The sequence below is a fragment of the Collinsella sp. CLA-SR-H006 genome (assembly GCF_040097075.1).
In the GTDB taxonomy this organism is placed as follows: domain Bacteria; phylum Actinomycetota; class Coriobacteriia; order Coriobacteriales; family Coriobacteriaceae; genus Collinsella.
This window is the reverse complement of record NZ_JBBNPD010000012.1, coordinates 53918-78928: the sequence shown is the minus strand read 5'-3', so window position 1 is coordinate 78928 and position 25011 is coordinate 53918. Positions and strand designations below refer to the sequence as shown.

The following is a 25011-nucleotide window of genomic DNA, read 5'->3' as shown; positions in this document are numbered from 1 at the left end:
CCGAACGAGGTGTCGGAGTACACGGAATACGACCTGCAGCGTCTTGCCGTGAAGCCTGGCATCACCGGCTGGTGGCAGGTGACTGACCGCAACGATACCGACTTCGACGGCATGGTCCGCCGTGATTTGGAGTACATCGCCAAGCGCGGCCCCATCACGGACTTGAAGATTGTTCTCCTCACGGTCGTTGAGGTCTTTACCGGTGGAGGTGCTTGCTAAATGACTGAACCGGTTAGGGTGGCTCAGGTTGTTGGCAAGATGGTTGGTGGCGGCGTCGAAGCTGTCGTTATGAATTACTATCGTCACATCGATCGCGGTAAAGTGCAGTTTGACTTTCTTGTTGATTCCGATTCGACGCTTGTTCCCCGTGACGAGATCGAATCGCTCGGTGGCAGGGTCTTTGAGATACCGCCCTATCAGCATGTAGCTGAATACCAGCGAGAGCTTCAGCGTCTCTTTAAGCAAGAGGGCTGGAAGATTGTCCATAGTCACATCAACGCGCTTTCGGTCTTTCCTCTTCGTGCTGCGAAGAAGGCGGGTGTCCCCGTGCGTATCGCCCATAGCCACTCTACGAGTGGTAGGGGTGAGTATGCCAAGAATGCCCTGAAGGCCGTGCTGAAAACGCAATCAAACCGGTATCCGACTCACCGTTTTGCATGTAGTAAATTCGCTGGTGAATGGTTATTTGGATCGAGTTCTCAATTTGTAGTCATGCGTAATGCTGTCGACTTGTCTGTTTTCGCGCCAGATGATGAGGATCGCCTAAGGACGCGGCGATCGCTTGGTGTTGCTGATGGACAGCTTCTAATTGGGCACATTGGTCGTTTTACAGAGCAGAAGAATCACTCATATTTGCTTAATATATTCGATCAGGTTTTAAAGATTCGTAATGATGCAGTTTTAGTTTTGGTTGGTTCTGGTCCGTTGGTTGAACAGATAAAGGACCAAGCTGATTGTCTGGGGATTAGCCATTCTGTTCGGTTTTTGGGCACTAGAAGCGACGCAGCATCTTTATATCGAGCATTTGATGTTTTCTGCCTGCCGAGCCTGTATGAAGGCCTCCCAATGGTCGGAGTTGAATGCCAGGCATCGCATACACCCATTCTTGCGTCTGATACCGTTACCCCTGAGACCGCTGTTACATCCATGATGCAATTTGAATCACTTTCTAGCTCCTGTATAAAGTGGGCCGAAAGACTTATTGAGTTGAGCACAGAGGTCTTCGCGCCTGGCGACGATGCCGGTTTGCAGGTATTTGAAATTAATGCTGCGGCCAGAGTGTTATTGGATTGTTATATGACCTATTTAGGTTCTGTTGATTAAGGGGATAGCTTGACTATTACATGTTCTAAGCGAGTCGCAGTCGCGTCGTGTCATGACAAAATCAACTTTGGCAGCGTTCTTCAGGCGTACGCGACCCAGCGTGCCCTTGAGGAGCTGGGAGTTGAAGTCAATACTATTGATAAACGTGGCCTGGGTCATGCTATTTCTGAAGGACGCAATGATTACTATCTTGAGCATCTATTTGATGTAGATCTTTATCGTGCAAAGCTGGGTTTTGTAAAGCATCGCATCAAGCAGAAGCTTGATGCTGACTTTGGAAAGAAAATGGCAAAGAGGAAAAGTGCATTTTCATCTTTCGAGTCAACACATTTTAGTTTTACTCCTCAAGCCGCTTCGTTTGAAGAACTTGGGGCGCTTGTGGCTGATTATGACAGCGTTGTTGTTGGCAGCGATCAGCTTTGGCTGCCTGTTAACATTGCTGGTAGGTACTTTACACTATCTTTCGTGCAGCCTCCTGTCCGCAAGGTGTCTTATTCCACTAGTTTTGGAGTATCTTCCCTTTCTGAAAAATATCTTCGTAAAACAAAAGATTTTCTTTCCGATTTTTCGGCCATTTCTGTTCGCGAGGATACGGGAGCGGATTTGGTAGAGAAAGCTACGGGCGTCCGATGCTCTGTTGTATGCGACCCTACGATGCTGCTGGCTAGAGATCAGTGGGCAAGCCTTGCTTGTTCCTCTTCGATTGACGTTCCTGACGAGCCCTATGTTTTCTGCTATTTCATGGGTAAGAATGCATGGAATCGTGAATGTGCCCAAGAGCTTGCCAAGCAGCATAATTTGAAGATCGTCGCCATTGCTCATCCCGATGAATATGTTAAGGCTGATGACGATTACGCGGATTATTATCCTTGGGAAGCCGGTCCGGCTGAGTGGGTCAACTTGATTGCCCATGCTTCGTATGTCTGTACTGACTCTTTCCACGGAAGCGTTTTCTCAAATATTTTTGAGGTGCCTTTCTTCTCGTTCCGTCGCCACGAGAATATGGGTGCTCAGTCTACGAACTCACGTATTGATACATTGTTGCGTGTCCTTGGAAACTCCGATCGTATTTGCGAATCGAAGGATGCTTTCCGTGCCGCAATGGCAAATGAAATTGACTTTGTGTCAGTACGTCAACGACTTAATGTGTATAGGAATGAATCGGCCAATTGGCTTAAATCAGCTCTTGAGTTGTAGGGAACAGTATGATCTCCATCACGGACAAAAGTAAATGCTGCGGTTGCGCTGCCTGTGCTCAAAAATGTCCCAAGCAGTGCATATCAATGGAATATGACGCCGAGGGCTGCGAGTACCCCGTAGTCAATGCTGACCAGTGTATTGATTGCGGATTATGCGAAAAGGCTTGCCCAGTGCTTAATGTTGATAAGGACGAGCCTAAGTCCCAACGAGCCTTTCTAGTCCAGCATAATGATCAAAAGGTGCTTGCTGAAAGCACTTCTGGTGGAGCCTTCACTGCCCTTGCTCAGGCCGTGATTGCCAACGGCGGTATTGTGTTTGGTGCAGGTTATTTGCGCGGTGAACAGCTTGTGCGAGCCGAAGGAGCCCCTGGGCGACTTAAGGTCGGACATTTTTCTGTGGAAAGCGTTGATGAACTTTGGCGCTTCCGCAACAGTAAATATGTTCAGAGCGTTGTTGGCCCTGCGTATCCCGAGGTCAAACAACAACTAAAAACTGGACGTGAAGTTCTCTTTATTGGTACCCCTTGTCAATGCGAAGGCCTGCTTCGATTTTTGGGCGGCAAGCCGGCAAATTTACGCGTGGCAGACTTCGTCTGCCGCGCGAACCCCGCTCGCGCTGTGTTCGCGCGCCAGGTCGAATGGCTTGACGCAAAGGTTGGCGTAAAAGGTGAGACCGTTCTTTTTAGAGATAAATCACGGTTTGGCTATCGCTATTCAAATATGTGCGAGCTCGAAGGCGAGACTCTGTATGGTGAACGGCTGTACAGTGAAGGTGTCGAAACAGATCCTTACCTAAGGGCCTTTTTTGCTGATCTTTCAGATCGACCCATTTGTTACGAATGCCCGTTTAAAAAGCGTTATCGCGTTACTGATTTGACTTGCTGGGATTTCTTCGATGTTTATCGACTCTCGAAAGAGTTCGACGACAATCGGGGCGTCACTCGAGTTCTCATCCAAAGCGATGAGGGACAAGAATTGCTTGATCGAGCCTCAAGCTATGCCCGTATGAAGGAGATTGATGTTGAGGCTGCAGTAGAAGGTGTTCGTGAACTTACTAAGTCCGTGAAGCTGAATCCGCGTCGCGATGAATTCATGGCTGATGTGGCGAATCTGGATGGTGAGGAGCTTATGAATAAGTGGTTCCCCGATTCCGGAAAAGTAAAAGCCGAGCGCTTTGCTAGGCATACATGCGAAAAGCTTGGAATTTATGACCCGATGAAGCGTCTGGTTAAAAAAATCATCAAGAAGTAGCCTATTGTTCGAAAGGGAATTGATGATTCCTAAAGTTCTGCACTACATCTGGTTCGGTGGAAGTGAGCTTCCTGAACTTGAAAGAAAATGCATTGAGTCTTGGTCGAAGATCATGCCTGATTGGGAAATTCGTAGATGGGACGAAAGCAATTTCGATATAAATCAATGTGAATTTTGTCGTGAGGCATATGCCTCAAAAAAATGGGCGTTTGTCAGCGATTATGCGCGCTACAGAATACTGTATTCAGAGGGTGGAATCCTTCTCGATACAGATGTCGAAGTCCTGAAGCCTCTGGACGAGCTTTTAGATAATGAGGCTTTTGCGGGATTCATGAAGAATAATTTCTTCTTGAATCCCGGCCTCATCATGGGTTCTGAGGCCGGAAGCCATGTCATGAGCGATGTCGCAAAATTATATGAATCTATGAGATTTGAGATGCGAAAAGGCCGCAACTCTATGGATACCTCTCCGAGGGTGCTAACTGATTACCTGGAAGTGAGTTGTGCTCTTAAGAGAGATGGTTCATTTCAGCAGTTAAATGGTTTCACTGCATACCCTGCTACTTATTTTGATCCCCTAGACAGTCATAGTGGCAAGTTTGAAATTACTGATGATACATATTCTATTCACCATTATTCAGGCACCTGGTTGTCACCCGCTAAGAAGTTCCGTGTTGAAATGCGGAAAAAGCTTGCGCCAGTAATTGGACCCAAGCTGTCTTGGTTCATCTCCTCTGTTCTATCGGTACTTAGATTTGGAAGGAAGGCTTTTTAATGGTTTCGTCTGCCTTAGACCACAATAAGCCTAGGGTTTTAGTATCTGGCCTTTCAAATGGGCTGGGTGGAACCGAAATCGTTGTTGGTAGGTATATAAAGGCCCTCAGCTCATATGCTACGTTTGAATTTCTTGCTTCGTTTGAGGGACTTGGTGTTGCCGCAATTGAGGCCAAGCTTAACGGATTACCTTATGTCTGTTCATTTGGCGTTCCAGATGCGGCTGATATTTCTGATATATTTTTAAAATGCTCCTTTAATGTTGCCGAATGGATTGAAGCAATTATTTCTACGGGTCGTCCAAATAAGCTTGCGGGGGGCGTCTGTTTATGACGTCAACAAGCAAGCAAGTAAATTGCTGTCAATCTTCCTTGGTCGACAATCCTCTCGTGAGCGTGATTGTGCCGATGTATAACGCTGAAAAAACGATTCAAAAGACATTAAATAGTCTTCAGCGTCAGAGTGTGAGCAACATTGAAATAATTATTGTTGATGATGGGTCGACAGATCGTGGCGCTGAGCTAGTTATGGCTATTGCAGAGGGCGACAACCGGATTAAGCTGATTAGTCAAAACAATAGTGGTGTATGCGTGGCGCGTAATAGGGGTATCGATGAGGCCTCCGGTGATTGGGTGGCATTTGTTGATGCTGACGATATGCTGCCTATAAATGCAGTTAGGCTGTTGCTTGAATCCTCAGATGGCTGTAGCTTGGTTATCGGGGCTCTACTGAATGAGCATGGCGATTATTCGGGCAAGGCTATAAGCATCGACTGGAAAACAGCATGCTCTCTTAGCCTTGCATTTTGGGATAATGTTAATAAAGTTCCGTTTTCGAGCTTTACTAAAGGTGTTGTATTCCGAAGCGTTTGGGGAAAGATATTTAAGAAATCATTATTCCGGAATGGTTTTCTTAAATTTGAAGATGGCATTCGTTTCGGTGAAGACGCGTTGTTTATGGTAGATGCTTATCGTCTGGCTGAAAGTGTAAAAGTAGTGGACTCGGCGGTCTATTGCTATGTCAACAATAGTGATTCAGTAACGAGAAATACTGATATCTCGGCTATCGAGAGTGTTGATAATTTACTGGTAAAACTATATGAGCTATGTCACGTGAATCCGGATTTAAGCGAACTATATAAGCAATCTGCAGTCAGGGAAGTCTTATCTTTGATTCGTAATTGTGCACGTTTGGAATCGAATCAGCTTTTTAAGCCTGTCTCTAATATGGTCTGCCAGTCGTATTTCAGCTATTTAATGGAAGGCTTTGCTTCTCACCGCTATTCACGTCGATTTATCTCTGAAGTGAAAAATCGCATTACGATCCGTCTTCTTCTTGCGAGGCGTGTTATGGCTGCAATTGGCTTTACTAAGTTTGTTTATGGGGTACGTTAATTGAATTTGACTAATGTGGAAAGATCATGGACTGAGATTATACGAGCAAATGCCGGGGCTGTAATGTTCAGCTTTGCTTTGGCTTTATTTTCAGTTTCCTATTATATTGGATCAGTAAATGCTACCAATGTGTTTGGGATTTCTCTTGCGGTGCTTTCGCTGGTCCTTGAGTTGTTTGCCTTAGCGTTTCTACTGCTGAAGCTTTTACTACAAAAGACTTCTCATGTGAAAGTGCTAGTTGGCTTGCTGCTGATTTTAATTTGCGTCGGGTCGCTGAAATTAAATAAAGCCCCTCAGATTATTTGGTTGGCGCTGTTTTGCCTTTGCGCTGAAGACGTCCCTGAATACTACATCTCAAGGTCTATTCTTGTATCGTCCGTCTTTATGCTATTGATGGTTGTTGGTCTCAATAGTGTCGGTGCCATTCCTTCTGTATTAATGTCGCGCGGTAGCAATTTTGTACGAAATTCGATGGGCTTTGCCCATCCTAATAATTTTGGACAGCTTTTGTTTATTGCTTATTCTGCTTCTATTTTTGAGCTGAAAGGCAGAAGCGGTCTTGCGGGCATCTTCTGTTTCGCAATTGCTTTTTTCGTAGCTGATTCAAAAACTTCTGCAGCAGGCATTTTCGTAATGGCCTTGTATTCGGTTATTTCATTCAGAAGCCCCCGTTCAAAACCATATGGGTCCCTATTTACTTTTTTACCGCTTTTTCTGGCGATTATTAGTATAGCCCTGCCCTTTATGTGGTCCCATGGTGCCAATAAATGTCTTGTTCAGCTTGATAATTTAATGACCAATCGGATTTTTTATTCCGCCTATTATTTTGAAAACTACCCTCTGACTGTTTTTGGTAATGACTTAACGGCCATAGTTTCGCTGCCGTCTGCAACGGGTGGTTATTTAATACAAACAAGAGTCATGCTTGACAATGCATATTGTCGACTACTTATTCAATACGGTTTGATCCCATTTACCGCGTTTGTTGCTTTCTATTGCGTAGCGATAAATAAAGCGCGTATTTCGGCCCACGTGACATTCATGGGCTTGGTCTTGTATTCCCTAATGGGGTTTGTTGAATGCGGAATGTTATATCCAGCATGTAATTTCTTTATGCTTATGGCGCTGCCCGCCTTTTCAGATAAGGGGCCCTGTCAATCCAGGGTGCCATCAAAGGATGTTGTGGAGATGGCTAAATAATGGCAAAAATTAATACTACCAAGTCAGACATTATATGGAACTATGTAAGCACTGTTCTTTCAATGGGGAGCAGCTTCCTTCTTCTTCCGTTTCTGCTTGCTTACTTATCTAACGCCGAACTTGGTCTCTGGTACACTTTTGTTGCCATTGGGAATTTAACGCTGTTATTTGAATTTGGCTTTACACCAACTTTTGCGAGAAATATTGTCTATTGTCTTAGCGGTGCGCGTAGCATTAGCAAGAGCGGCTACGATTCATCTCAAGTTGGTGATTCTGTAGACTATGAGCTGCTTGGCAAATTGATTAAAACATCCCGGATTGTTTACGCGTTAATTTCTTGCGTTGTCCTGATGCTTACCGCTACAGTTGGAACTGCCTACATTTCTTCAATTTCAAGTGCTATTGATCCCTTTTCTTGTTGGACCGCATGGTTAATTTTTTGTTTTGATGTGTTTTTTAATCTATTCTTTTTTCATTATACGACCTGCCTGAGAGGGTTCGGGGATATTTCCGCTGAAAGCAGGGCAAAGTCTTATGGTCGCATTGGGCAGCTTGTGGTTTCTGCGTTTTTGCTGTTTATGGGTTTTGGCATCATTGGCGCTGCCATCGGTTATCTGTTTAATGATATTGTGCTGAGATTTTTTTGCGGTCGCTTTCTGGAGGTTCACTCAGAGGCGATAAAAAAAGCAAACGATGCTTGTACGGGTGTTTCTATTTCTGAAATAAAAGAAACGTTTATTTCAGTGGCTTATTTGGCGTGGAGGGACGGCGTTGTTCAACTTTGCTGCTATGCTTCCACTCAGTTGAGTTCGCTGCTCTGCTCCTATTTTCTTGGTGTGGAGGTTAACTCTCAGTATTCATTAATTATTCAAGTTGGCGGTGCAATTTACGGGTTTGCCAGCGCCTACGTTCGATCTTTTATTCCAATGTTTCAATCTGCTTATGCTGGTGGCGAAGTTCAGACTGCACGAAAAATTATTGAAAAAAGTCTGTCTCTATATTGGATTTTAATTGTTGTATGCACGATCGGTGTCTGGTTTGTCGGCTTCCCAGTCTTGTTCCTAGTTAAGAAAGGTTTTTCCCCCGACGGGCTTCTTTATTTCGCCTTGGTTGTTTATCTTGCGGTTTGGAACCATCATTCATTGTGTTGTAATTACATTATCAGTACGAATGAAATCCCCTATCTCCCGGCTTATATAGTTTCGGCTATTGCAGGTTTTGTATTGTCGTATGTCTTAATTTCCTTTACTGGCATGGGCGTCTGGGCGCTTGTGGTTGGTAATGGGGCCGCTCAGCTTGCATATAATAATTGGAAATGGCCTATATACCTTGCGCGTAAATTCTCTTCCCATTATTTTGCGTTGATTAGAGCTGGTCTCATGCAGTGGTCCTGCGCATTGAAGAAATAAGTGTTAATCACTGCTTTAATGCGACTTATGATTTCGATCGCGCCGATAGTGCCGAGAAAGTGGTGTAGAGTCCGATCCGAAGTAAGTTGCATGGCGTTGGGGAGCAGAGCCTGCTCGGCAGATCACCATTTAGATGCAAGGCCTATAACCCGATCGCAAACCTCCAACGCAGCAGATCGATGCGTGACGATGATGACGGTATGACCGAGATTTCGCATGCGGTCCAGCATTTCTCGCTCGGTCTTGGGGTCGAGGGCCGATGTGCATACATCGAGCAGAAGCACGGGGGAGTCGGAGCAGACCGCACGCGCAACGGCAAGGCGCTGGTCCAGGTCCCCATACCAGTTGTCGTTGGTGTCGTCCCAGGTTAGGTCCATCTGGCACCATTTGCCGTCGATCTTTACGGCGTTCCAGGTGTGGCCGTTGCCGGTGATGCGGCCGTTGGCGATGCCCGCGGCGTCAAGGAGCTTGGAGTAGATGCGCTGGTAGCTCTCGCAGGTGCCCTGGTGGCGCGTGAGGCCGCTTTCGGCCGAGCACCAGTTGAGGCTGTGGTCGTACTCCAGATGGTCAAGAGTCCAGTCGTGCAGCCACAGGGCGCGGGCGTAGTCGGACCCGTCGGTATCGGCGCTGCATTTGTCGACTGCGGACTTCACGATGGCGCTGACCGCCGGATAGGCGTCGTCGTTCGCGCTCGCAAACACGTTTGAGCGCAGATAGTACACGCCGGCCGCCTTATCCATCAGGTAAAAGCGCAGGTAATAGGTGCCGCTAGCGGTCATTTCGAACTGGTAGTCGTGCGATGTGCATTCGCCGGTGTATTGCTGCCACTGGTTACGGCTGGGGTCGGCAACGCTTTCGCTGCTACCGTCGGGATCCATATACGTCGGTGCGTCCATGCGGAATTGGTACGCACCGCTTCCGCCCGTCGCAGTCACATGGAACGTGGTCTCCTGGCCGAGCCTCGGGTCGTTCCATTGGACGGTGAGCGTGATGTCGCCGCTTTGCGCGGTGGTGCTGTGCTGGTAGTTCGCGGCCGCGTTCGCCGGTTTGATTTCAAATGGGATCGCGCAGGTGCCGCTGTAGTTCTGGTCGTCGGCGGTCACAACGGCGGTCGCCTGACCGATGGCTACGTTGTTCTCGTAGGCGACAGTGCACTGGTCGCTCGGCACGGTCGACGACGTGACGGTGGGCATCACGGGATTGCCCGTGTAGCGAATGTCGGTGTCCTCGATACTGAACATGCTGGCGTCGATCGGCTGCGTTGCGTTGGCCGTTACATTGGTGCCGGAGGCGGCGCTGATTTGATCGTTTGCCCGGGCTTGGCCCGACGTGGTTTCGGCTGGGCTCTCGTTAGGTTTGCCGGCGCTTTGCGCGGCGGGTTCTGGCGCACTGGCGATTTCGGCAAGCGCGGGTGACGGGATAAAACCAACCGTCATTACGAGCGAGAGCGCGATGGAAAGGACGCAGGAGGCAGGCTTACGCATGACGGCCCCTTTTCTGTAATCGGAACAGGTACGATTCTGCAAGCGTACCGGCATTTAATATGAGCAGGACATTGTCAAGAGGCAAAATCGGGCCTGGCCCCAACGATATGGGGTCAGGCCCTCTCCCTATATCAACCCGTCCGCGGCGACCTCGGCGTGTCTTCCCGACGCTCGTCTTTGCAGTTTAATATCCGCCCGTGGCGATCTCTCGCTGGGCAATCCGTTGCTACGGCTGAGGCTTCTTCGTCGAACCGACAGTCTGTGCACGCGTGTGGCGCCCTGGGCGCTCGCAGAAAAGGGACCTGAGGTTCGCCTCAACGGCTTCGGATCGAACCGCTTCCGGGGTGATCGGCTTATGTGCGGGGGACCGGCCCCCTACGCCTCCTCGGCCATGAGGCCGACCGCCCACACCCAGCAGGCGAGCTCGCGCGCCGTGGCCACGTTCGCCTTGTTGCCGTGGACCCCGCGCGCGAGCAGCGCCTCCCGCCTCTCGACCGGCCTCCGCACGCCCTTGGCGGCATGCCTGCGGGCGACCCGGTCCGGGGCCTGGCCCTTGGCGAGGTCCTTCGGCCGCCCCGAGCACGTCAGGTAGTGCCACGCGGCCTCGACCAGCGTCTTCCTCAGGTGCTTGTTGCCAGCCTTGGTGATCGCGCCCCTGCGGTCGCTCTCCCCGCTGGAGTGCTCGGAGGGCGTCAGGCCGACCCACGCCGCGAACGAGCGGGCGTTCCTGAACCTCGAGAACTCGCCGGCCTCGAACACGAGGTCGGCGGCGGACGCGGTGTCTACGCCCTTGAGGCAGCGGAGGGAGTCGACCCTCTTCCTCCACCTGGGCTTGCGGGCCTCGGCCTCGACGAGCCCCTCGAGCCTCGCCTTCTCCTCCGCCGCCCGCCTGACCGCGTCGACGTAGTAGGCGAGCACGTCGTTGTCGGCCCTCTCCGCGAACCTTATCGACTCGATCCAGGACCAGTGCGCCCGGGTCCAGTTGCCCTTCCTGCGGCCGGTGGGCGTCCTCTCGTCGAAGACGAGCCCGTGCCTGAGCAGGAACTTGGAGAGCCGCTGCTTCGAGCGCGAGAGGTCGTCCCTCGCGTCCTCGAGCGCCCTGGTCAGGTCGCGGGCGGCCTCGCACTCGTCGTCGGGGACCCACACCTCGACCACGTTGCCGACCGACAGCATGCGGGCGAGGAACTCGGCGTCGTTGCGGTCGTTCTTCCTGCGCCTGTCCGCGCTGGGCTTGATCATCTTCGAGACGGCGCCGACCGCGCAGTCGACCCCCAGGCCGGAAAGCCTCTTCTGCAGGTCGAAGCCCGTGACCCCGGACTCGTACACGCACCTGGCCCTGGGGTCCATGGAACGGACCCACTCCGCGACGGCGCCGGCGTCGTAGCCGAAGGTCGCGGCACGTACCTCCCCGGTCATGACGTCGAGGGAGACGGCCTTTATCGAGCGGGCGTGGACGTCGAGGCCGATGAAGGTGGTAGTATCGAGCATGGGAGCCCCTTCCATGAATGCGGCGTGGCCGCCACGGTTGGATTAGACACTCACCATTGTCGGCCTAATCCGCGGTCTTTCATGCAGCAGGGGCTCTCAATGTTTTTATGTCCTGCTCATATCGTCTGTAATCGGAACAGGTACGATTCTGCAAGCGTACCGGCATTTCAACGATTGCAGTATAAACGAAAAACCGCAGGTTGTAGACGAGTTTGGCGTGTTTCAAGGGCGCGGTAAGCATTTGCCGTTCCAAGCGATGTTGCGAACGCAGACTGGTGATTGCTTGCTGGCTTGTGGTGGTGTTTGGGTTGCTAAGCGAGGGCTGCTTGTTGCGTGGGTTGGTTTTATTGGTGTGGGTTTGGACACTGTATGGAGATGACGATGGCTGGAGCGGGGTAGGGAGTTGTGACGCGGATTGGGGATGCTGGGTGGCTGGCCGATTGCGTGCAACGGCCTAACGCGTTGTTTGCGGTGCACGGCCAATAGATCTCTGTAGGGGGCCTACCCAACGTAAGGCGTCTGAAGGCATTTCCCTGGAAGCTCGGGCTTCCTGGATATCTTGGCGATTAAGATGCGCCCCATGCTCAGCCGGCATATAGAATGGACTGTGGACGTGACGATTGCCTGCTGCTGACATGTTGGTTAATCGACGATGATGGCAGCGACGGAGATTGATTGGGGCAGTCGGCATGTTCGCGAGCGAAAAGGCGGCCCTGCTCGGCGATGTGCCGACTTTTATTGTAGCGAAGGCGTTGGTGACGCCGAGAGGCGGCAAGGCCGACAAAACTATTGCGAAGGCAAGGGATCAACATGGCATTTGAAGCACGTCAGAGTACGGTTGGAAAGCTGCTTAATGACTCAATCTATAGAATCCCTCGCAATCAGCGCGCTTACGTGTGGGATGAGCATAACTGGAAAGATCTATTCGAAGACATCAAGCTTGTGACAGAGGAAGTTGCTACGTCGCATTTCATCGGTTCGATAGTGCTGATGGAGGAAGAAGAAGAAGACAGCCTCGGGGTTTTACAATAATTGATGGTCAACAAAGAGTTATTACCCTAACGCTCTTGCTGTCTAGCCTCATGTTCGCTTTCAAGAAAAGGAATATGATTAACCACGCTAATGGCACAAAAAAATATCTAGTGGCGATAGATACTAAGGATGTTGAGCACGCGATCGTCGCTCCGGAGAATCATTTATCATTAACGAGGATCGTCGAAGGAGTAATTGCTATCTCTCCTGAAGATGCGGCTGCCATGTCTGCTGTGGCTTTCTCGAAGAGCAAACGCGCGTCCGGATCAAAAGACGAACTGATCGTTAAAGCCTTCCAATATTTCAGTGCAAGTTTCGCCAAGATGAAGGATGAGGAGTTGCTGGCCTTCAGGGATGCGGTCATTTCTGTCGCATATGTAAACATCAAATCATCGTCTGAGGAAGATTCGTACACAATATTCGAAATATTGAATGCGCGAGGTATCGAGCTTGAGGACCATGAGCTTCTGAAGAACTATATTATGCGCTATATCCATCCTATAGAAAAGCGCGATGATGCAAAACAGGTATGGTCGGAAATTGAAGCAACAGTCGGCTCGAACATGAAAGCTTTTTTGCGTCACTACGCAATTCAAAAATATCGCCTAGGTCAAGGCGACAAGGATGGAGCATATAAGAAAATAAGGGATTTTACGGATCCAAAGAAGGCTGCTGATCTTCTCTATGATTTAAGGCTAAAAGCCGGATATTATGCAGAGATTGTCGAGCCAACCAGCGATGACAGAAATGCGGAAATCTTGAGTTTCTTAAGAACACACAATGTCCGCGTCTTCAGGCCGCTTCTTATGAGTTTAATGCACGCTCGCGAAATAGAGCAGCTAACGAGCGAGCAGTATGATGATGCGATTGGATTTATTTACCGGTTCTATATTTGCTATAAGATAATCGGGGGAATGGAGTCGAACCACCTATCGGATTCGATCGTGAAACACTCATACGCAATCGAGTTGAACTGCACCCAGCAAGTGTTAGATGAGTGGAAAAATAGTTTTAACGAAAAACTGCCTTCAGAAGAAACATTTCGAATTAATCTCCTTTCGCTTGGATGGTCTCATTCGTGGCCGTTGTATAGCGAAACAAAGTTGAAGGATCGCTGCAAGTTGGTCCTTGCCTTGCTCGAGGAGCTTAAGTCTGGTGTTAGGGTTTCTGAGGCATTCACAATAGAGCACATTCTTCCGGATTCGCAGGCTCAGGAAAACTCGATTATTGGGAACTTGCTCATGCTAGAAGAGCGACTTAACGCGAAATGTAAAGACAAATCGCTTAAGGAAAAGCTGCCCATATACGCTGAATCGCGTTATGCCACTACAAGAGCTTTTGCTAAACGCTATGCGAATGGTTGTTTTGACGTTAAGAAGCGCGTTGATTTTATCGCGAAAGATTTGTTTGAAATGGTCATCCACTAGCTTGCACCGCGCGGCCGCGGCGCTTGAGCTCGTCAAGAAGTGCATCGACCCGGCGATAAGGCGGCAGGCCGAAGGGTTCGAATGGGATCCGAAAGCGCTGGAGTAGGCTCTCGCCTGGCCATAGGAAAGGTAAGGGTGGAAACCGATGGCGGACAAGGAGCGACCAAGGTGAACGAGGATGACATCATCGGCGTCGTGAGGGAGTACATCGAGGACAAGGAGAACTCGTACGCCCTCATGCTTACCGGGGAATGGGGATGCGGGAAAACCTACTTTGTCGAGCACGCACTGACCGAGAAGCTGGAGGAGGATGAGAGCCGGCATCCCGTCGTGGTGGCGTCCGCCTACGGCGCCAAGGACTTAGCGGAGCTCTGCGGGGCGATTGAGTCTGGTTTCATCTCGAAATACGCCATAGGGTGCGCGGCCGGCGGGGAGAGGGGCAGGTGGGATTCACTCGTCGGGTTCGCCAAGGACACGGGAATATCGTTCCTCGGGAAAAAGATCAGGGAGCTGGAGAAGAAGGCGGGCGTCGATCTCAAGATGGCGCCGCTGAATGCCGTGAACCTCATCATCGGCCCCGAGACCCTCCTCGTCATAGACGACGTGGAGAGGTGCGACATGGGCATTCGCGAGCTGCTCGGGGCGGTCGACCACCTCGTCGTTGGCTGCAGGAAGAAGGTCCTCCTCGTCTGCAACGAGGATGAGTGGAGGAAAGGGCTAGGACCGAAGGGGGAGAAGGGGACGACCAGGGAGTACGAGAGCCTCATCGAGAAGACCGTCTGGCGGAAGTGCCGGTTCAGGCCCTCGGTCGGCTCGGTTGTGGAACGCGTTCTGGGAGGCGTGCTGGGCGGCATCTACCCAGGCGCGCTCGAGGACGCCGTTTCGGCGATTGAAGGAAGCGAATCGCCGAACTTGCGATCCCTCAGCAAGATGCGCCCCGTGCTGGTCGGGATGAAGGAATCCGGGTTCTTCGCTGAACCCACCGACCCGGAGTCTGCCAGGGCAGTTTTCAAAGAGGCTTTCGGCTTTGCAGCGGGGGCGGCGAAGGGGATGCGCATCGGGCCTCCGTCAAGCCGGGAGGATTCCATCCTTAGGGGTGGCATTTTCGAGTCGCGCCGGCTCAAATACGCCGCCCTGGACTTCATCCCCCGCTTTTTCGAGAGGTGTGAGGGGGTCGATTCCAAGCATGTTCGTTCCTGCCTGGAAGATTACCTTGCGACCTTTCATCCCGACGGGCCGGCCGCGCGGAAAGCTATTGAATGTATCGAAGGCATCAGACACGCCACTTTCCGCGATGCCGATGTCCTTGGCATGGTGGAGACTTTAGTCGCCGGGATTGTCCCCGGGGACGGGAGCCGCGGCTTGTCGTTCGACGTCTATCCCGACGTCCTGCGTGCCGTCAAAGGCATTGCGGGGGAATTTGCTGACGCCTTTCCCGAAGGGGTCGCGCCGCTCGTCAAGGCGATGGAATCCTCCATTGGACGGGATCCCGAGTCTGCAGTGAGGTCAATCGGAAAGAATCGAGTCGAATGGCAGGAGATCCCTTTCGACTCGAGCGAAGCGCATGAGATTCCGGCTTTGGAGGAGGTCGACAGGCTGAGGGAGCTCGCCTTGACGACGCTACGCGAACGGGAGTCGGAGTCTCTTGGCAACGTCCTGATAAACGCCCCCGACCAATTCGCGACGAAGCTCTATCTGGCTTTCTCGAAATCAGATGACTGGTCGGAACCCATCCTGTCGCTCATTTCCCTCGACACTTCCCTCCTCGCGAGGGCGATGGAGAAGATGCCTCCCGAAGATATTCGGCTTGTGCACAGTGTCCTTTTTCCGGGCGACCACATGAGGTCGTGCACGGCCTCGCTCGAGGGCGAGGACAGGAAGGCCCTCGTAGCTTGGGCCAAGAGGCTCGGATCGGAGATCGGCAAGGTCGAGACCATGGAGTATTACCAAAGGATCTATTTCGACGCCATATCCAAGAGTCTCGAATGTCTTGCCGATATCTAGGATCCGCAGCTGTTGCCAAGTTGAAACGTGGCTTAGGATTTGCAGAAGATCTTCTAATGGCAGTCTTACGACAAGGACGAGGATGCCCTAATGCCTTGCCCAGGCTCCATCCAGCTCCGCCGCGCAGCTCTCGAACACGCACCTAACGGCGGCCATTTCCGACGGGGTCACGCGCCCTCCGCTCGCCTTATCCGAGGGCCTATGCGGCGGGGCTTGACTTCGAGGACGTCGTCGACTCGTCCCTCGAGCTTGTAAGGCTTGCTGAGGTAGGCGGACTAGAGTAAGAAAAGAGAAATCAAAAGGCGAATTTATCGCGAGGAGCAAAATGTCCCAAATAAATCAGATCCAAGAAGAGCTAAGGCAGATCGAAGGCGGGCGTTTTCAAACACTAGCAAATCAGTATCTATATAGGAGATATTCGCTTAACAACATCATTGAATTAGGATCCCAATGCGGCACGGATAAAACCACGACCGGAGTGCCAGACATGTACTCCGTAGGAGAGAATGGACACTACCTCTTCGCGGCATACACAACCTCTAAATCCGACATCCGCAATAAGCTGCTAAATGATGCTAAAGACTGCCTCGACAGGAGCAAAACCGGAATCAATCCGCAACTCATAGATCGAATCATCCTGTGCCACACATACTTTCGCCTTTCACCTCTGGTACTCGAGGAGGTCCGTGCCATCGATCCACGGATAGAAATAATCGGGCCAGAGACAATTGCGAGCGACCTTGATGGAAAATACCCTGCGCTAGCGCATACGGTATTGGGCGTTCCACTCGGAAAGGGATCATTCATCGCCCCAGACCGCTTCATCGAGCGAAGCCTGAACGACCGTTTCTCAACCGACCTGTCGAAGCTCCTCATGCACAGGGATTCCGAGTTTTCAGTCATCGTCGAATCGATAGAGCAAAACAAGGCAGTGGTGATTCAGGGGCAGTCTGGATCGGGGAAAACCAAGATCGCCCTCGACGCATGCCTCTCATTCAGCAAACGGCATCACTGGGATCTTCTTATCTTGGACTCTAGGTATTCATCGCATCTCGACGATGATATCGAGCTGATTTTGTCGGAGTCGGAAAACATTATCCTTCTAGTCGATGATGCAAACGGCAACCTGTCACTTGAGCACTTGCTGGGAATCTGTTTGGAAAACAAAAAGCTAAAGATTGTCCTCACCTGCAGGAAGATGCACCGAAGCGAGTTGACCGCAAAAATCGGCAGTTATCTAAATTTCAGAGAAATAGAGCTGGAGCCTCTAACCGCGGAAAATATAGAAGCGATACTCGAGACCGAATACAACATAAAAAACATAGCACTGAGGGAGAGAGTATCGGCAATCGCAAACGGAAACCTGCGCTTGGCTATCATGGCAGCAAGCCCCATAGCAGACGGCAATTTCGAAGCCATCCAAGAGCCATACGATCTTTTGAACATCTATATGAATTCTGCTTTAGCTGGGTACTCCAGCAGGGAGCAGCGTCTCGCAGAGAACCTTGCAATCTACGACTGCTGCGATCTTATTGAAGGAGACCCTTGTTACGAGGAACTCTTGGGGCTGGGGTACGACGACGCCGAGATTCGGGATTTTGCATCCAGATTGAACGACCAGGAAATTGTCACGATCCTTACCTCCGCCGATGGCGTGCTAGCCATAAGAATGGAAGAGCAGAATCTTCGCGACTTCTTGATATGCCGCCACTTCGCAAAAGAAGGGAACGGCAGTTTTGCGGATTTCATTCTGCATACCGCAGAAATGCCGAACGCGCCGTATCTCAAAGCCGCCAAGTCAATGGCTGAAGTGTGCGGAAGTGCGAGCGTGTACGACTACCTTCGAAGGGAATGCGAGAAAGCTTGGGATGAAATAAAGAATCGGGATGCGCGAATTGCCGATCAGTTCATAGTCACATTCAATCAATTCCTCCCCATACAGGCGCTCGCCTTTGCCTCAAACCGCATCGAAAACGCTGATTGCGCTGACGTATCGGAAGAAATTCTCGGCATGAATTCGACATCCGACGGATCTATGCCCCTGCAAATTTCTGTATCCCTGATGAACTCAAGCGAGTATTCGCAAACAGCCTCCGAGTTGTTCGTGAAGTGTGTAGAAAGAGGCACCGAGCGAGCGGCCGAGTACAACTGGGCATGCGGGCCGGACGGCGCTTTCGCTTACGATCTCGATCGTACGGGATTCGATTTGGAAAACAGCAAACTCGATGCCCTCGCTCAAAAATATCAACAATCGCATTCCCGCAATGTTGCAGCATGTCTGATCGTCTTGACGAGTTCATACCTCTCTTCAAGGGCCCAGCGCGTTTGTCAAAACGGCATAACGTACACATACAACACTTTGACCTTCAATTTCACATCAGAGCTGGCCGAGCTCCACGCCCATTGCTTCCGGGTGCTCTCCGTTCTGGTCGAAACCGAATTCAGCAGGCAAGTTAAATCCACTTTTCGGCAGCACTTCTCGTTCTATGGCAAAGAACCTGAAGCGGAGTACGCAGAAAACATGTATTCGGTACTCTCGAGGATTGAAGAGCTATTCCCCAAATATATAACCGAAGACTCGACAATCGATCTCTTATGCAGCTTAAGCATCAACCAGATTTACGAAACATGCGCGCAGAATCCCCCTCTGAGCCTCGATGGGTTCCGCCAGAGCGCATTCGACGCACTTGGTCTGGAGAACTCCGAGTCTCTCGTAGAGAAAGAACCGAGGATATCCGCGGAAGAGTTACCGCTAGAACGACTGACCGAAGCCCTGGGAAAGCTAGCCGAAGATTATGAGATTTCCGATAAAGAGTGGGAGTCGGGCAGGGCTATCGGAAAAGTCCTTCTGGAAATCGCCAAAAGGACCCCAGATACTGCCTCAAGCATAATCGCACGCAATATCGCTTCGTCGCCCTCGACGATCCCTGTCCCGTACGAAGCACTTGATCATCTTGCTGAAACCATCGGCAGGAAGGTCCTTAGAAACGAGCTGGGCGCGGTGATCGACGTGAGTGACCATCCGGCCCTGTTTGACTATCTTGATTTGCTAGCAATAAAGAACGGGCCCGACAAGGAGGAGCTCGACGAAATTCTCGCAAGACTCGATGACGGCAGAACGCATCTCTGCTTGGAAGATTTGGAGATAGTCGAGTCAAAGCATCCTGGCTATATCCTCAAATATGCTTCTTGGCTTTCCGAACATATACACAATGATGGGGTTTGGCGGTTTTTCGGCAACTGCGGAGACGAAAAGCGCGTCTCCGCTCTAGATTCGTACTTCGAATCCAATCCCTCACCGGCCGTCAACCTGTATTTTCTCGCACTTGAAGGATATCCTACTTTCGACTATAACCTCGCTTTCCTACGCTGCCTTTTACGCCTTGACAGCTCAATGATTGACCGTTTTTTGGAGTACGTTGCCAACCTCGACTACCGACAAAGGCACGATCTCCTGCGAAGAATCAGCTCGTTTTGGACCGTCCAGGATGATCATGCCTGGAATCTGCTGAAAGCAATGATCGATGAAGCGCTGAGCGAACCACTCGGCAGGCTTGAAATAGCCGTTTTGTTTCCCGTTCATGACGCAAATGCGCTCTCGAGCGATATTTTTTGGGAGCGCTTGGAATATACCATCCGCGAAAGGATCGCCGACGCAAATAGCCTCGATAGAATTAGCTGGGCCTTGTCCGATTGCAATGACGAGACGAGGATTAGGGCTATCACCCTCATTCTGACGCTCGATAAAGACGGGATATCGATCAACCATTTGGATCTCCGTCGATCTTCAATGAGCGGGTCCCCTGAAAAAGGCTTTATTCCAGCAAAGCTCAAGGAGATTGAGGCGATTGACTCGATTGCTGCTCAGCTGCCCGCAGGTGTTGCATATTTAAAACACAGAGAATGGCTGTCAAAAGTGAAGTCATCAATTGAAAGAGACATCGAAGACGAAAAGTGGAGGCTATTCCACGGCAGGCAGTAATCGACTTTAACACCTAGAATTAGGAAAAGCCTCGGGGCTCCTGCCTAGCCCTTCGACCTGCACTGCGTGCAGAAGACGGTCGAGGGCGAACCGTGGTGCAGCTCCATGAGCTCGAGCTGCATCGCCCTGAACAGGTCCTCGGGCTTGTTCAGCAGCCGCTCGTCGATGTTTGTGTCAACGGCCTACTGAATACTGTTCAGTTTTACGCTACCACTGACAGCGAGGTCGAAGTGGCTCGTTGCTATTTCGAAGCCGCGCGCGCGGCGCGGAAGGGCGGCGTGGACCCCGAGGCCACTGCCTACAAGCTCGACAAGATGATTTGGTTGCTCTGCACAAGCGACTTTTACCTCGAAGGGGGTCTAAAGCTCTTTTCAACCAATGCACTTGTTGAATCGAACCTGAGCGCTTATTCGGGGGATGGCATTTAAATCGGAGCCACTTTCAGAAAAGCGGCGCTGCAAACGCATGCCAAAACTGGCAAATTATTATGAAAGGTAATCTTATGGCAAACGCAGAGGAATCAACTAAGGCCGGTCTATCGCGCTTGCAAGACGACGCAAGGCCGACTATTTGCAGCGACTCTCTCGAACTTATTTCGAATATCGCAGAGGTTGGCCTGGACGAAATTCTCCAAAACGAGTTCTTGAAGGACATCCCCGTCATCTCAAGCCTAGTGAGCATCTACAAAATCGGAAACAATATCCACAATGCGCATCTGCTGAAGAAGTATGCGTGTTTCCTCGATGAGTTCAACCGCGACTCTTTTGAAAATGGCTCATGGAACAAGTACAAGCAATACTTTGAAGAGTCAAATAGGAAGCGCGATATTGAGTACCTGCTTATCCTGCTCGAAAGATACATTGAGGAGGACAAAGCGCGGCGACTAGCAAAGATTTATGAGGCCTACCTAGATAAAGAAATTAGCTGGGACGATCTTCGTTTGTTTGCAGAGACTTTGGACAGATTTCTACCTGGAGACTACGAAATGCTTCGAGAAAAGGAAACTTTTCAGACGCTCAGAGGCAGAGATGCAGAAGTTCTTCTTCGATTAACCGGACTGGGATTGCTGATTGAGGATATCCATCGGCAGCAGTGGGACGTAGTAGATACGACGCTCATCTTCGACGATCCCGACGAAATTGAGAAAGAAGAAAGGGTTTATCGTAGGACCGAATTTGGAAACAGGATGGTATCTATACTTGGCTAGCTACTGCAGACAGCAATCTGAGCGCGCTCTTGTCGTCTTGGTTAAACTGCTCGGATCTACCAGTGATTTTTACTGCATTAGGCATTCGTAAAGGGAATCGGTTCTTCACGATTCGCATCCTTTCTAGTGCTGCCTTTATTTAATGATCGAGATATGCTCGGCGACTGCGGTGTTCTGCCCCTTAGGTTACAGACGGTTGTTTCTATTGAGCTTCCAGAGGAAATACATGGGGTTCTCTTTTGCCTTGGCTTCTCGCAAGAAATCTGCGGATTGAGATGCAACGGCCCCTATGCCGGCAGCCCCGAGGAAGGCCATGGCATCAGAAGGTGATGCGATTCCGTATTGCCCCAATGTAAAGCTCGCAATTCCGATAGCGGCTTCAATGCCTGCGGAGGTGACTAATCGGGATCGCTCGTTTTTCATCACTAAAGATATCTTGTGAAGCTCGGGCTCAATTAGGTCGTTCTTCAGGTCAGCTAATGTCGAGGTGTCGATGGGCCTTTCGCTCAGGCCTTTGGACAAGGTATCCCTAAACACAAGAAACGACTCTTCGTTTCTAATGCGGCAATCAAGGATGCTACGCAACGTTGCATTTTCAGCAATGGGGAGGGGGCAAGATAACCGGCGAATGGGTATGGTCTGATCTTTTCGAGGATAAAGGGTGGAAGTTGCGGACTCGAGGAACTCAATCTGAGCTGGACGAGTGGTTAAATACGAGCTATTCGAAAAATAGGGATTGACGAGGGCTTGAAAGCAATCGTCCAACAATGGCAGTAGGATAGTCAAGATGCCGCCTTTCTCCAGCATGTCTCTATCCAATCGCGTTTCGCCTTGGCTTGCATAGAGCGATTCGTATTCAGACGGGATTACCAGGAAATCGACATCCATCTCATCATGGGACCCATATGCATCCATTCCCTCAATCGCTACATACAGATTCCCATCTGGTGCTTGTTTTAAAGTGCACGAGGTAGAGGAACAGAATTGTCGTACGAGTTCATCCCAATAACTCGATATCAATCCTTTTGCTTTTGATTCTCTTTCGATTTGTCGCGCTAGGCAATCTTTGCAAAGAGGAATGTAATTGCTCGAAAATCCGAGTATTCCAGCTTTGACTATGTCTTCGACTCGCATGGTCAAATAGATCACGAATGCAAGTTCATCGACTGAGACATAATCATCGTGCCCCATTTCGAATGCCGATTCTATAGGGCAATGAATCAGTGTTTTATCTGCATACAATGCTGAGAACTTTGCCAAATGGTAAATGTTTTGCTCTCGACAGGCATAGTCAGTGCAGGGGAATTTGCCTCCTTCAAGGGTGGAGTCAACAGAAAAATTGAACAGCGATTGATTTTCGATTTTTTCGATTGGGATAAGGGGTGCAAGGCCCCTAATAAAGGCGTCGAACCTCCTTTGCCCCAGTTCTTCTAGGTACGCAATTATTTCGGCAAGAGAGCTGTTCTTGAATGCGGCTAGATAAGAATAAAGGTCATCGTATGCATGAGTCGCCATTTCGCTCACCTACACTTTCGGAAAGAGTTTTGCGTCGTTATTTCCGAGGCGTCGTTGGGCTCGCAATCGACTCTAGTGTGCAGCTGCTTCTCGACGTACTCCCTCATGTTCTGCCTCCACATGTAACTAATTGATTTGCTATGTGCCATTATGAATGGTATATAGCAAATCAATTAGTTACATTTAATGGAGCATTGCGAGCGTGGCGCGCGCAAAGAAGAGTCGTTGTATGGAGGCTTCCGGCAACGGCCTTTTGTACGTCCGTGACTGTTGGGTGCTATCGCGGATGACGTCATTGTTGCCTGCACTCTCGATCCAAGGATGTAATTACGGAAGTGCGGGGAAAATCGAGAACCTTCGAGCACAACGCGATTTTTAGCACCAAAACCGCAGTTCGCGGAAGCGAAAACTGGGGCCTGGTTAGCATTTCTTCGATTTTCCCCGCACTTCCGAATTTGACCCCTTGCCGCACCTTGATCACGTCTTCAAGTGGCTGGTTCATCGCTAATGGAGTTTTCTGCGGTGCTTGAATTGCGGTGTTGTGATTAGGGCAAAAGGCTCTTGGCTCCGGGGAGGCTCATCGCACGAAAATTCAAGTTGCTGCTGAAGTAGGGCTTGCTTCGGCAGCGCTAACAATAAGGGCGGCTCTGCTAGTCTCGGGAGACCGCGGCATTCGGCGGGCCTGCCGAATGCCGCGATCAGTAGCGGTCAGTAGCGGTCAGTATATTCTTCGGAGCCGTTTCTCTGGGCTTCGGCGGACTTGCCAACTCGCGCTTGGGCACTACTCAGTAGATTACTCAGCAGTGCCCAGTAGATTACTCAGTAGTGCCCAGCAGGGGGAGGGCAGCAAACGCAATGGGCCTGTTTCCCGGCTAGGACCTGCAGCCTCAAACTTCGCTTGGCATCCTGTAGAACTGGTGCGGGTCTTTCGGGCTTTTCCCTACCCATTCCAACAGGCCTCGCCCGGCAAGGTCTTTCAGAGTCTTCGAGGCCGTTTTCCTACCGACATTGGACTCCCGCGCGAGGTCGGAGGTCGTGATTTTCCCCTGAGCGGCGGCAATTGCCATCGCTGCTCGTTCGCGCTCGCTGAGGAGCGGTCGGTTGTCGGCCGCGGTTCTCCTGAAGGCCGCTTTCTGTAACCCAGGACGCTCGAAGACGACGACGGTGCTGTTGACGGTCTGCTCGAAGCGGAACCTCACGCCGGCTGCCTCGCAGGCCTCCTTGATGCGCGGTATGCCCGTGCCGTACTGCTCGATGACGCCGGCGCGGAACAGGGTGCGCGCGATCGCGGGGTTTCGGAGGCCGAACTCGCTCGCGGTACCGTCTAGGTGCTCTTGCGGCGAGTCGCCCTCGGGGAACAGGCCCGGGCTCACGATCTGGACGGTGTCCATGAACACGTTGACCTCGACGGCGGTGCCGGTGGTGTAGTCGCGGTGGCACAGCGCGTTGGCAACCGCCTCGCGGATGGCCTCGGCCGGGATCTCGGGGATCTCCTTGCGGTACATGCCCGTCTCGCCGATGACGAACTCGCGCCTGATGTTCGACGTCACGAAGTACTCGGCGAAGTCGAGCAGCTTGAGCATGGTGCCGCACTCGCGGCGCAGGTCGAGGATCTTGGCCTTGGTGTTGCCGCCCAGAAGCCCCAGCTTCATCCTGGGGTAGGTGTCGGATCCCTCGCAGAACAGCTCCACCGCGGCGTTTCTTAGGCTGCCGTCGGGCGCGACGAGGTCGAGCCTTGCCAAGGTGTCCTCCACGCCGGCGAACCCGCCGCCCACGCGTCCGGCCCTGCCGCCGCGCGCGACGAAGTCACGCACCGCCTGCTCGTCGGCGTCGGAGACGGGCCTGCCGGACGGCAGCGAGTCCCACGGGCTACGGGCGCGCTCACGCTTGACGACCATGGCGCTCAGCTCCGAGGCCGACAGCGCTTTGTTCGAAGTCCCCACGCGGGTGAAGTAGCGTCCGTCGGCGGAGTAGGGGGCGTCGGCACCTGAGAAGGCAATTTTGATGTATCGCAGCCCATCATCGGCGTCGAGGCACTCGACCGTCGGGAACACCGCGGGCTCGATCTTGTCGGACACCCACGACGTCACCTGGCGCAGCGTTGCGTCGCTGACATCCTGGCCGATGACATCGCCGTTGTCCTTCACGCCGAAGTAGAGCTCGCCGCGGCCGTGCTTGTTCAGCATGGCGCTGATGGCTTGCAGTGCTTCTTTATGCTCGCCAGTGGACTTCTTGAACTCGACGGTCTCGCTCTCGCTGCCCAGGTTCATCCGCGCTGCCTTTCCCGTTCGTTGCTTGTCTCGTTGGATTATACCGTGGTCA

The 25011-nt window shown here is 51.3% G+C and carries 20 protein-coding genes; 16 read left to right on the top strand and 4 right to left on the bottom strand.

All coding sequences use genetic code 11. From position 1 onward, the window contains the following. The 9 genes from AAA069_RS07855 to wzx all read left to right on the top strand — a co-directional run. Window positions 1–219 (top strand): sugar transferase (locus tag AAA069_RS07855; protein WP_349128033.1); only part of this gene is annotated, 219 nt, incomplete at its 5' end. Next, window positions 220–1323 (top strand): glycosyltransferase family 1 protein, encoded by a 1104-nt coding sequence (locus AAA069_RS07850; RefSeq protein ID WP_349128032.1) that lies wholly within the window; start codon window positions 220–222, stop codon window positions 1321–1323. 9 nt (window positions 1324–1332) lie between these two features. Then, a complete protein-coding gene (locus tag AAA069_RS07845; RefSeq protein ID WP_195645083.1) occupies window positions 1333–2520 on the top strand; it encodes a polysaccharide pyruvyl transferase family protein in 1188 nt (395 codons plus the stop codon). 8 nt (window positions 2521–2528) lie between these two features. Beyond that, entirely contained in the window at window positions 2529–3773 is a 1245-nt protein-coding gene (locus tag AAA069_RS07840) for a Coenzyme F420 hydrogenase/dehydrogenase, beta subunit C-terminal domain (RefSeq protein WP_138374995.1), read from the top strand. A gap of 22 nt (window positions 3774–3795) precedes the next feature. Then, complete coding sequence (locus AAA069_RS07835) at window positions 3796–4548, top strand: glycosyltransferase (protein WP_138374996.1); 753 nt, start codon at window positions 3796–3798, stop codon at window positions 4546–4548. Continuing rightward, complete coding sequence (locus tag AAA069_RS07830) at window positions 4548–4880, top strand: hypothetical protein (protein ID WP_271737853.1); 333 nt, start codon at window positions 4548–4550, stop codon at window positions 4878–4880. Before AAA069_RS07835 ends, AAA069_RS07830 begins: the two co-directional genes overlap by 1 nt. Then, window positions 4877–5941, top strand: coding sequence for a glycosyltransferase (locus tag AAA069_RS07825; protein ID WP_349128031.1), 1065 nt, complete (start codon window positions 4877–4879; stop codon window positions 5939–5941). Before AAA069_RS07830 ends, AAA069_RS07825 begins: the two co-directional genes overlap by 4 nt. A 63-nt stretch (window positions 5942–6004) precedes the next feature. Then, window positions 6005–7141 (top strand): hypothetical protein, encoded by a 1137-nt coding sequence (locus tag AAA069_RS07820; protein WP_349128030.1) that lies wholly within the window; start codon window positions 6005–6007, stop codon window positions 7139–7141. After that, window positions 7141–8550, top strand: a complete 1410-nt coding sequence (gene wzx, locus AAA069_RS07815) for an O-unit flippase-like protein (protein ID WP_161145256.1) — start codon at window positions 7141–7143, stop codon at window positions 8548–8550. The genes AAA069_RS07820 and wzx overlap by 1 nt, the downstream gene beginning before the upstream one ends. 122 nt (window positions 8551–8672) lie before the next feature. On the opposite strand, the gene AAA069_RS07810 is transcribed toward wzx, so the two are convergent. Together AAA069_RS07810 and AAA069_RS07805 are read right to left on the bottom strand one after the other, a co-directional pair. Further along, window positions 8673–10034 (bottom strand): transglutaminase domain-containing protein, encoded by a 1362-nt coding sequence (locus AAA069_RS07810; protein WP_349128029.1) that lies wholly within the window; start codon window positions 10032–10034, stop codon window positions 8673–8675. A gap of 375 nt (window positions 10035–10409) precedes the next feature. Continuing rightward, window positions 10410–11522, bottom strand: coding sequence for an IS110 family transposase (locus AAA069_RS07805; protein ID WP_349128028.1), 1113 nt, complete (start codon window positions 11520–11522; stop codon window positions 10410–10412). Window positions 11523–12211: 689 nt separating this feature from the next. On the opposite strand from AAA069_RS07805, the gene AAA069_RS07800 reads away from it, so the two are divergent. The 7 genes from AAA069_RS07800 (at window position 12212) to AAA069_RS07770 (ending at window position 21174) form a co-directional block, all read left to right on the top strand. After that, the gene (locus AAA069_RS07800; RefSeq protein ID WP_255413097.1) at window positions 12212–12343 is read left to right on the top strand and encodes a hypothetical protein; all 132 of its coding nucleotides are present in this window, start codon (window positions 12212–12214) and stop codon (window positions 12341–12343) included. Then, complete coding sequence (locus tag AAA069_RS07795) at window positions 12333–12554, top strand: DUF262 domain-containing protein (RefSeq protein ID WP_349128027.1); 222 nt, start codon at window positions 12333–12335, stop codon at window positions 12552–12554. Before AAA069_RS07800 ends, AAA069_RS07795 begins: the two co-directional genes overlap by 11 nt. Window positions 12555–12589: 35 nt before the next feature. Beyond that, window positions 12590–13981 (top strand): DUF262 domain-containing protein, encoded by a 1392-nt coding sequence (locus tag AAA069_RS07790; RefSeq protein WP_349128026.1) that lies wholly within the window; start codon window positions 12590–12592, stop codon window positions 13979–13981. Window positions 13982–14149: 168 nt separating this feature from the next. Next, entirely contained in the window at window positions 14150–15985 is a 1836-nt protein-coding gene (locus tag AAA069_RS07785; RefSeq protein ID WP_158558663.1) for a P-loop NTPase fold protein, read from the top strand. A gap of 325 nt (window positions 15986–16310) precedes the next feature. Next, window positions 16311–19967 (top strand): hypothetical protein, encoded by a 3657-nt coding sequence (locus AAA069_RS07780; protein ID WP_349128025.1) that lies wholly within the window; start codon window positions 16311–16313, stop codon window positions 19965–19967. 92 nt (window positions 19968–20059) lie between these two features. Beyond that, the gene (locus AAA069_RS07775; RefSeq protein WP_117774269.1) at window positions 20060–20395 is read left to right on the top strand and encodes a hypothetical protein; all 336 of its coding nucleotides are present in this window, start codon (window positions 20060–20062) and stop codon (window positions 20393–20395) included. Between the two features lie 74 nt (window positions 20396–20469). Further along, window positions 20470–21174 (top strand): hypothetical protein, encoded by a 705-nt coding sequence (locus AAA069_RS07770; protein ID WP_117774270.1) that lies wholly within the window; start codon window positions 20470–20472, stop codon window positions 21172–21174. A 186-nt stretch (window positions 21175–21360) separates the two neighbouring features. On the opposite strand, the gene AAA069_RS07765 is transcribed toward AAA069_RS07770, so the two are convergent. Together AAA069_RS07765 and AAA069_RS07760 are read right to left on the bottom strand one after the other, a co-directional pair. Further along, window positions 21361–22689 (bottom strand): hypothetical protein, encoded by a 1329-nt coding sequence (locus AAA069_RS07765; RefSeq protein WP_349128024.1) that lies wholly within the window; start codon window positions 22687–22689, stop codon window positions 21361–21363. A gap of 887 nt (window positions 22690–23576) precedes the next feature. Then, entirely contained in the window at window positions 23577–24959 is a 1383-nt protein-coding gene (locus tag AAA069_RS07760; protein WP_117774272.1) for an RNA-binding domain-containing protein, read from the bottom strand. Window positions 24960–25011 lie beyond the last annotated feature (52 nt).

What these genes read in the sequence shown, in the direction of transcription:
- AAA069_RS07850 (WP_349128032.1), top strand. Translation starts at nt 220, where the DNA reads ATGACTGAACCGGTTAGGGTGGCTCAGGTTGTTGGCAAGATGGTTGGT.
- AAA069_RS07840 (WP_138374995.1), top strand. Translation starts at nt 2,529, where the DNA reads ATGATCTCCATCACGGACAAAAGTAAATGCTGCGGTTGCGCTGCCTGT.
- AAA069_RS07835 (WP_138374996.1), top strand. Translation starts at nt 3,796, where the DNA reads ATGATTCCTAAAGTTCTGCACTACATCTGGTTCGGTGGAAGTGAGCTT.
- AAA069_RS07830 (WP_271737853.1), top strand. Translation starts at nt 4,548, where the DNA reads ATGGTTTCGTCTGCCTTAGACCACAATAAGCCTAGGGTTTTAGTATCT.
- AAA069_RS07825 (WP_349128031.1), top strand. Translation starts at nt 4,877, where the DNA reads ATGACGTCAACAAGCAAGCAAGTAAATTGCTGTCAATCTTCCTTGGTC.
- AAA069_RS07820 (WP_349128030.1), top strand. Translation starts at nt 6,005, where the DNA reads ATGTTCAGCTTTGCTTTGGCTTTATTTTCAGTTTCCTATTATATTGGA.
- wzx (WP_161145256.1), top strand. Translation starts at nt 7,141, where the DNA reads ATGGCAAAAATTAATACTACCAAGTCAGACATTATATGGAACTATGTA.
- AAA069_RS07810 (WP_349128029.1), bottom strand. Translation starts at nt 10,034, where the DNA reads ATGCGTAAGCCTGCCTCCTGCGTCCTTTCCATCGCGCTCTCGCTCGTA.
- AAA069_RS07805 (WP_349128028.1), bottom strand. Translation starts at nt 11,522, where the DNA reads ATGCTCGATACTACCACCTTCATCGGCCTCGACGTCCACGCCCGCTCG.
- AAA069_RS07800 (WP_255413097.1), top strand. Translation starts at nt 12,212, where the DNA reads ATGTTCGCGAGCGAAAAGGCGGCCCTGCTCGGCGATGTGCCGACTTTT.
- AAA069_RS07795 (WP_349128027.1), top strand. Translation starts at nt 12,333, where the DNA reads ATGGCATTTGAAGCACGTCAGAGTACGGTTGGAAAGCTGCTTAATGAC.
- AAA069_RS07780 (WP_349128025.1), top strand. Translation starts at nt 16,311, where the DNA reads ATGTCCCAAATAAATCAGATCCAAGAAGAGCTAAGGCAGATCGAAGGC.
- AAA069_RS07770 (WP_117774270.1), top strand. Translation starts at nt 20,470, where the DNA reads ATGGCAAACGCAGAGGAATCAACTAAGGCCGGTCTATCGCGCTTGCAA.
- AAA069_RS07765 (WP_349128024.1), bottom strand. Translation starts at nt 22,689, where the DNA reads ATGGCGACTCATGCATACGATGACCTTTATTCTTATCTAGCCGCATTC.
- AAA069_RS07760 (WP_117774272.1), bottom strand. Translation starts at nt 24,959, where the DNA reads ATGAACCTGGGCAGCGAGAGCGAGACCGTCGAGTTCAAGAAGTCCACT.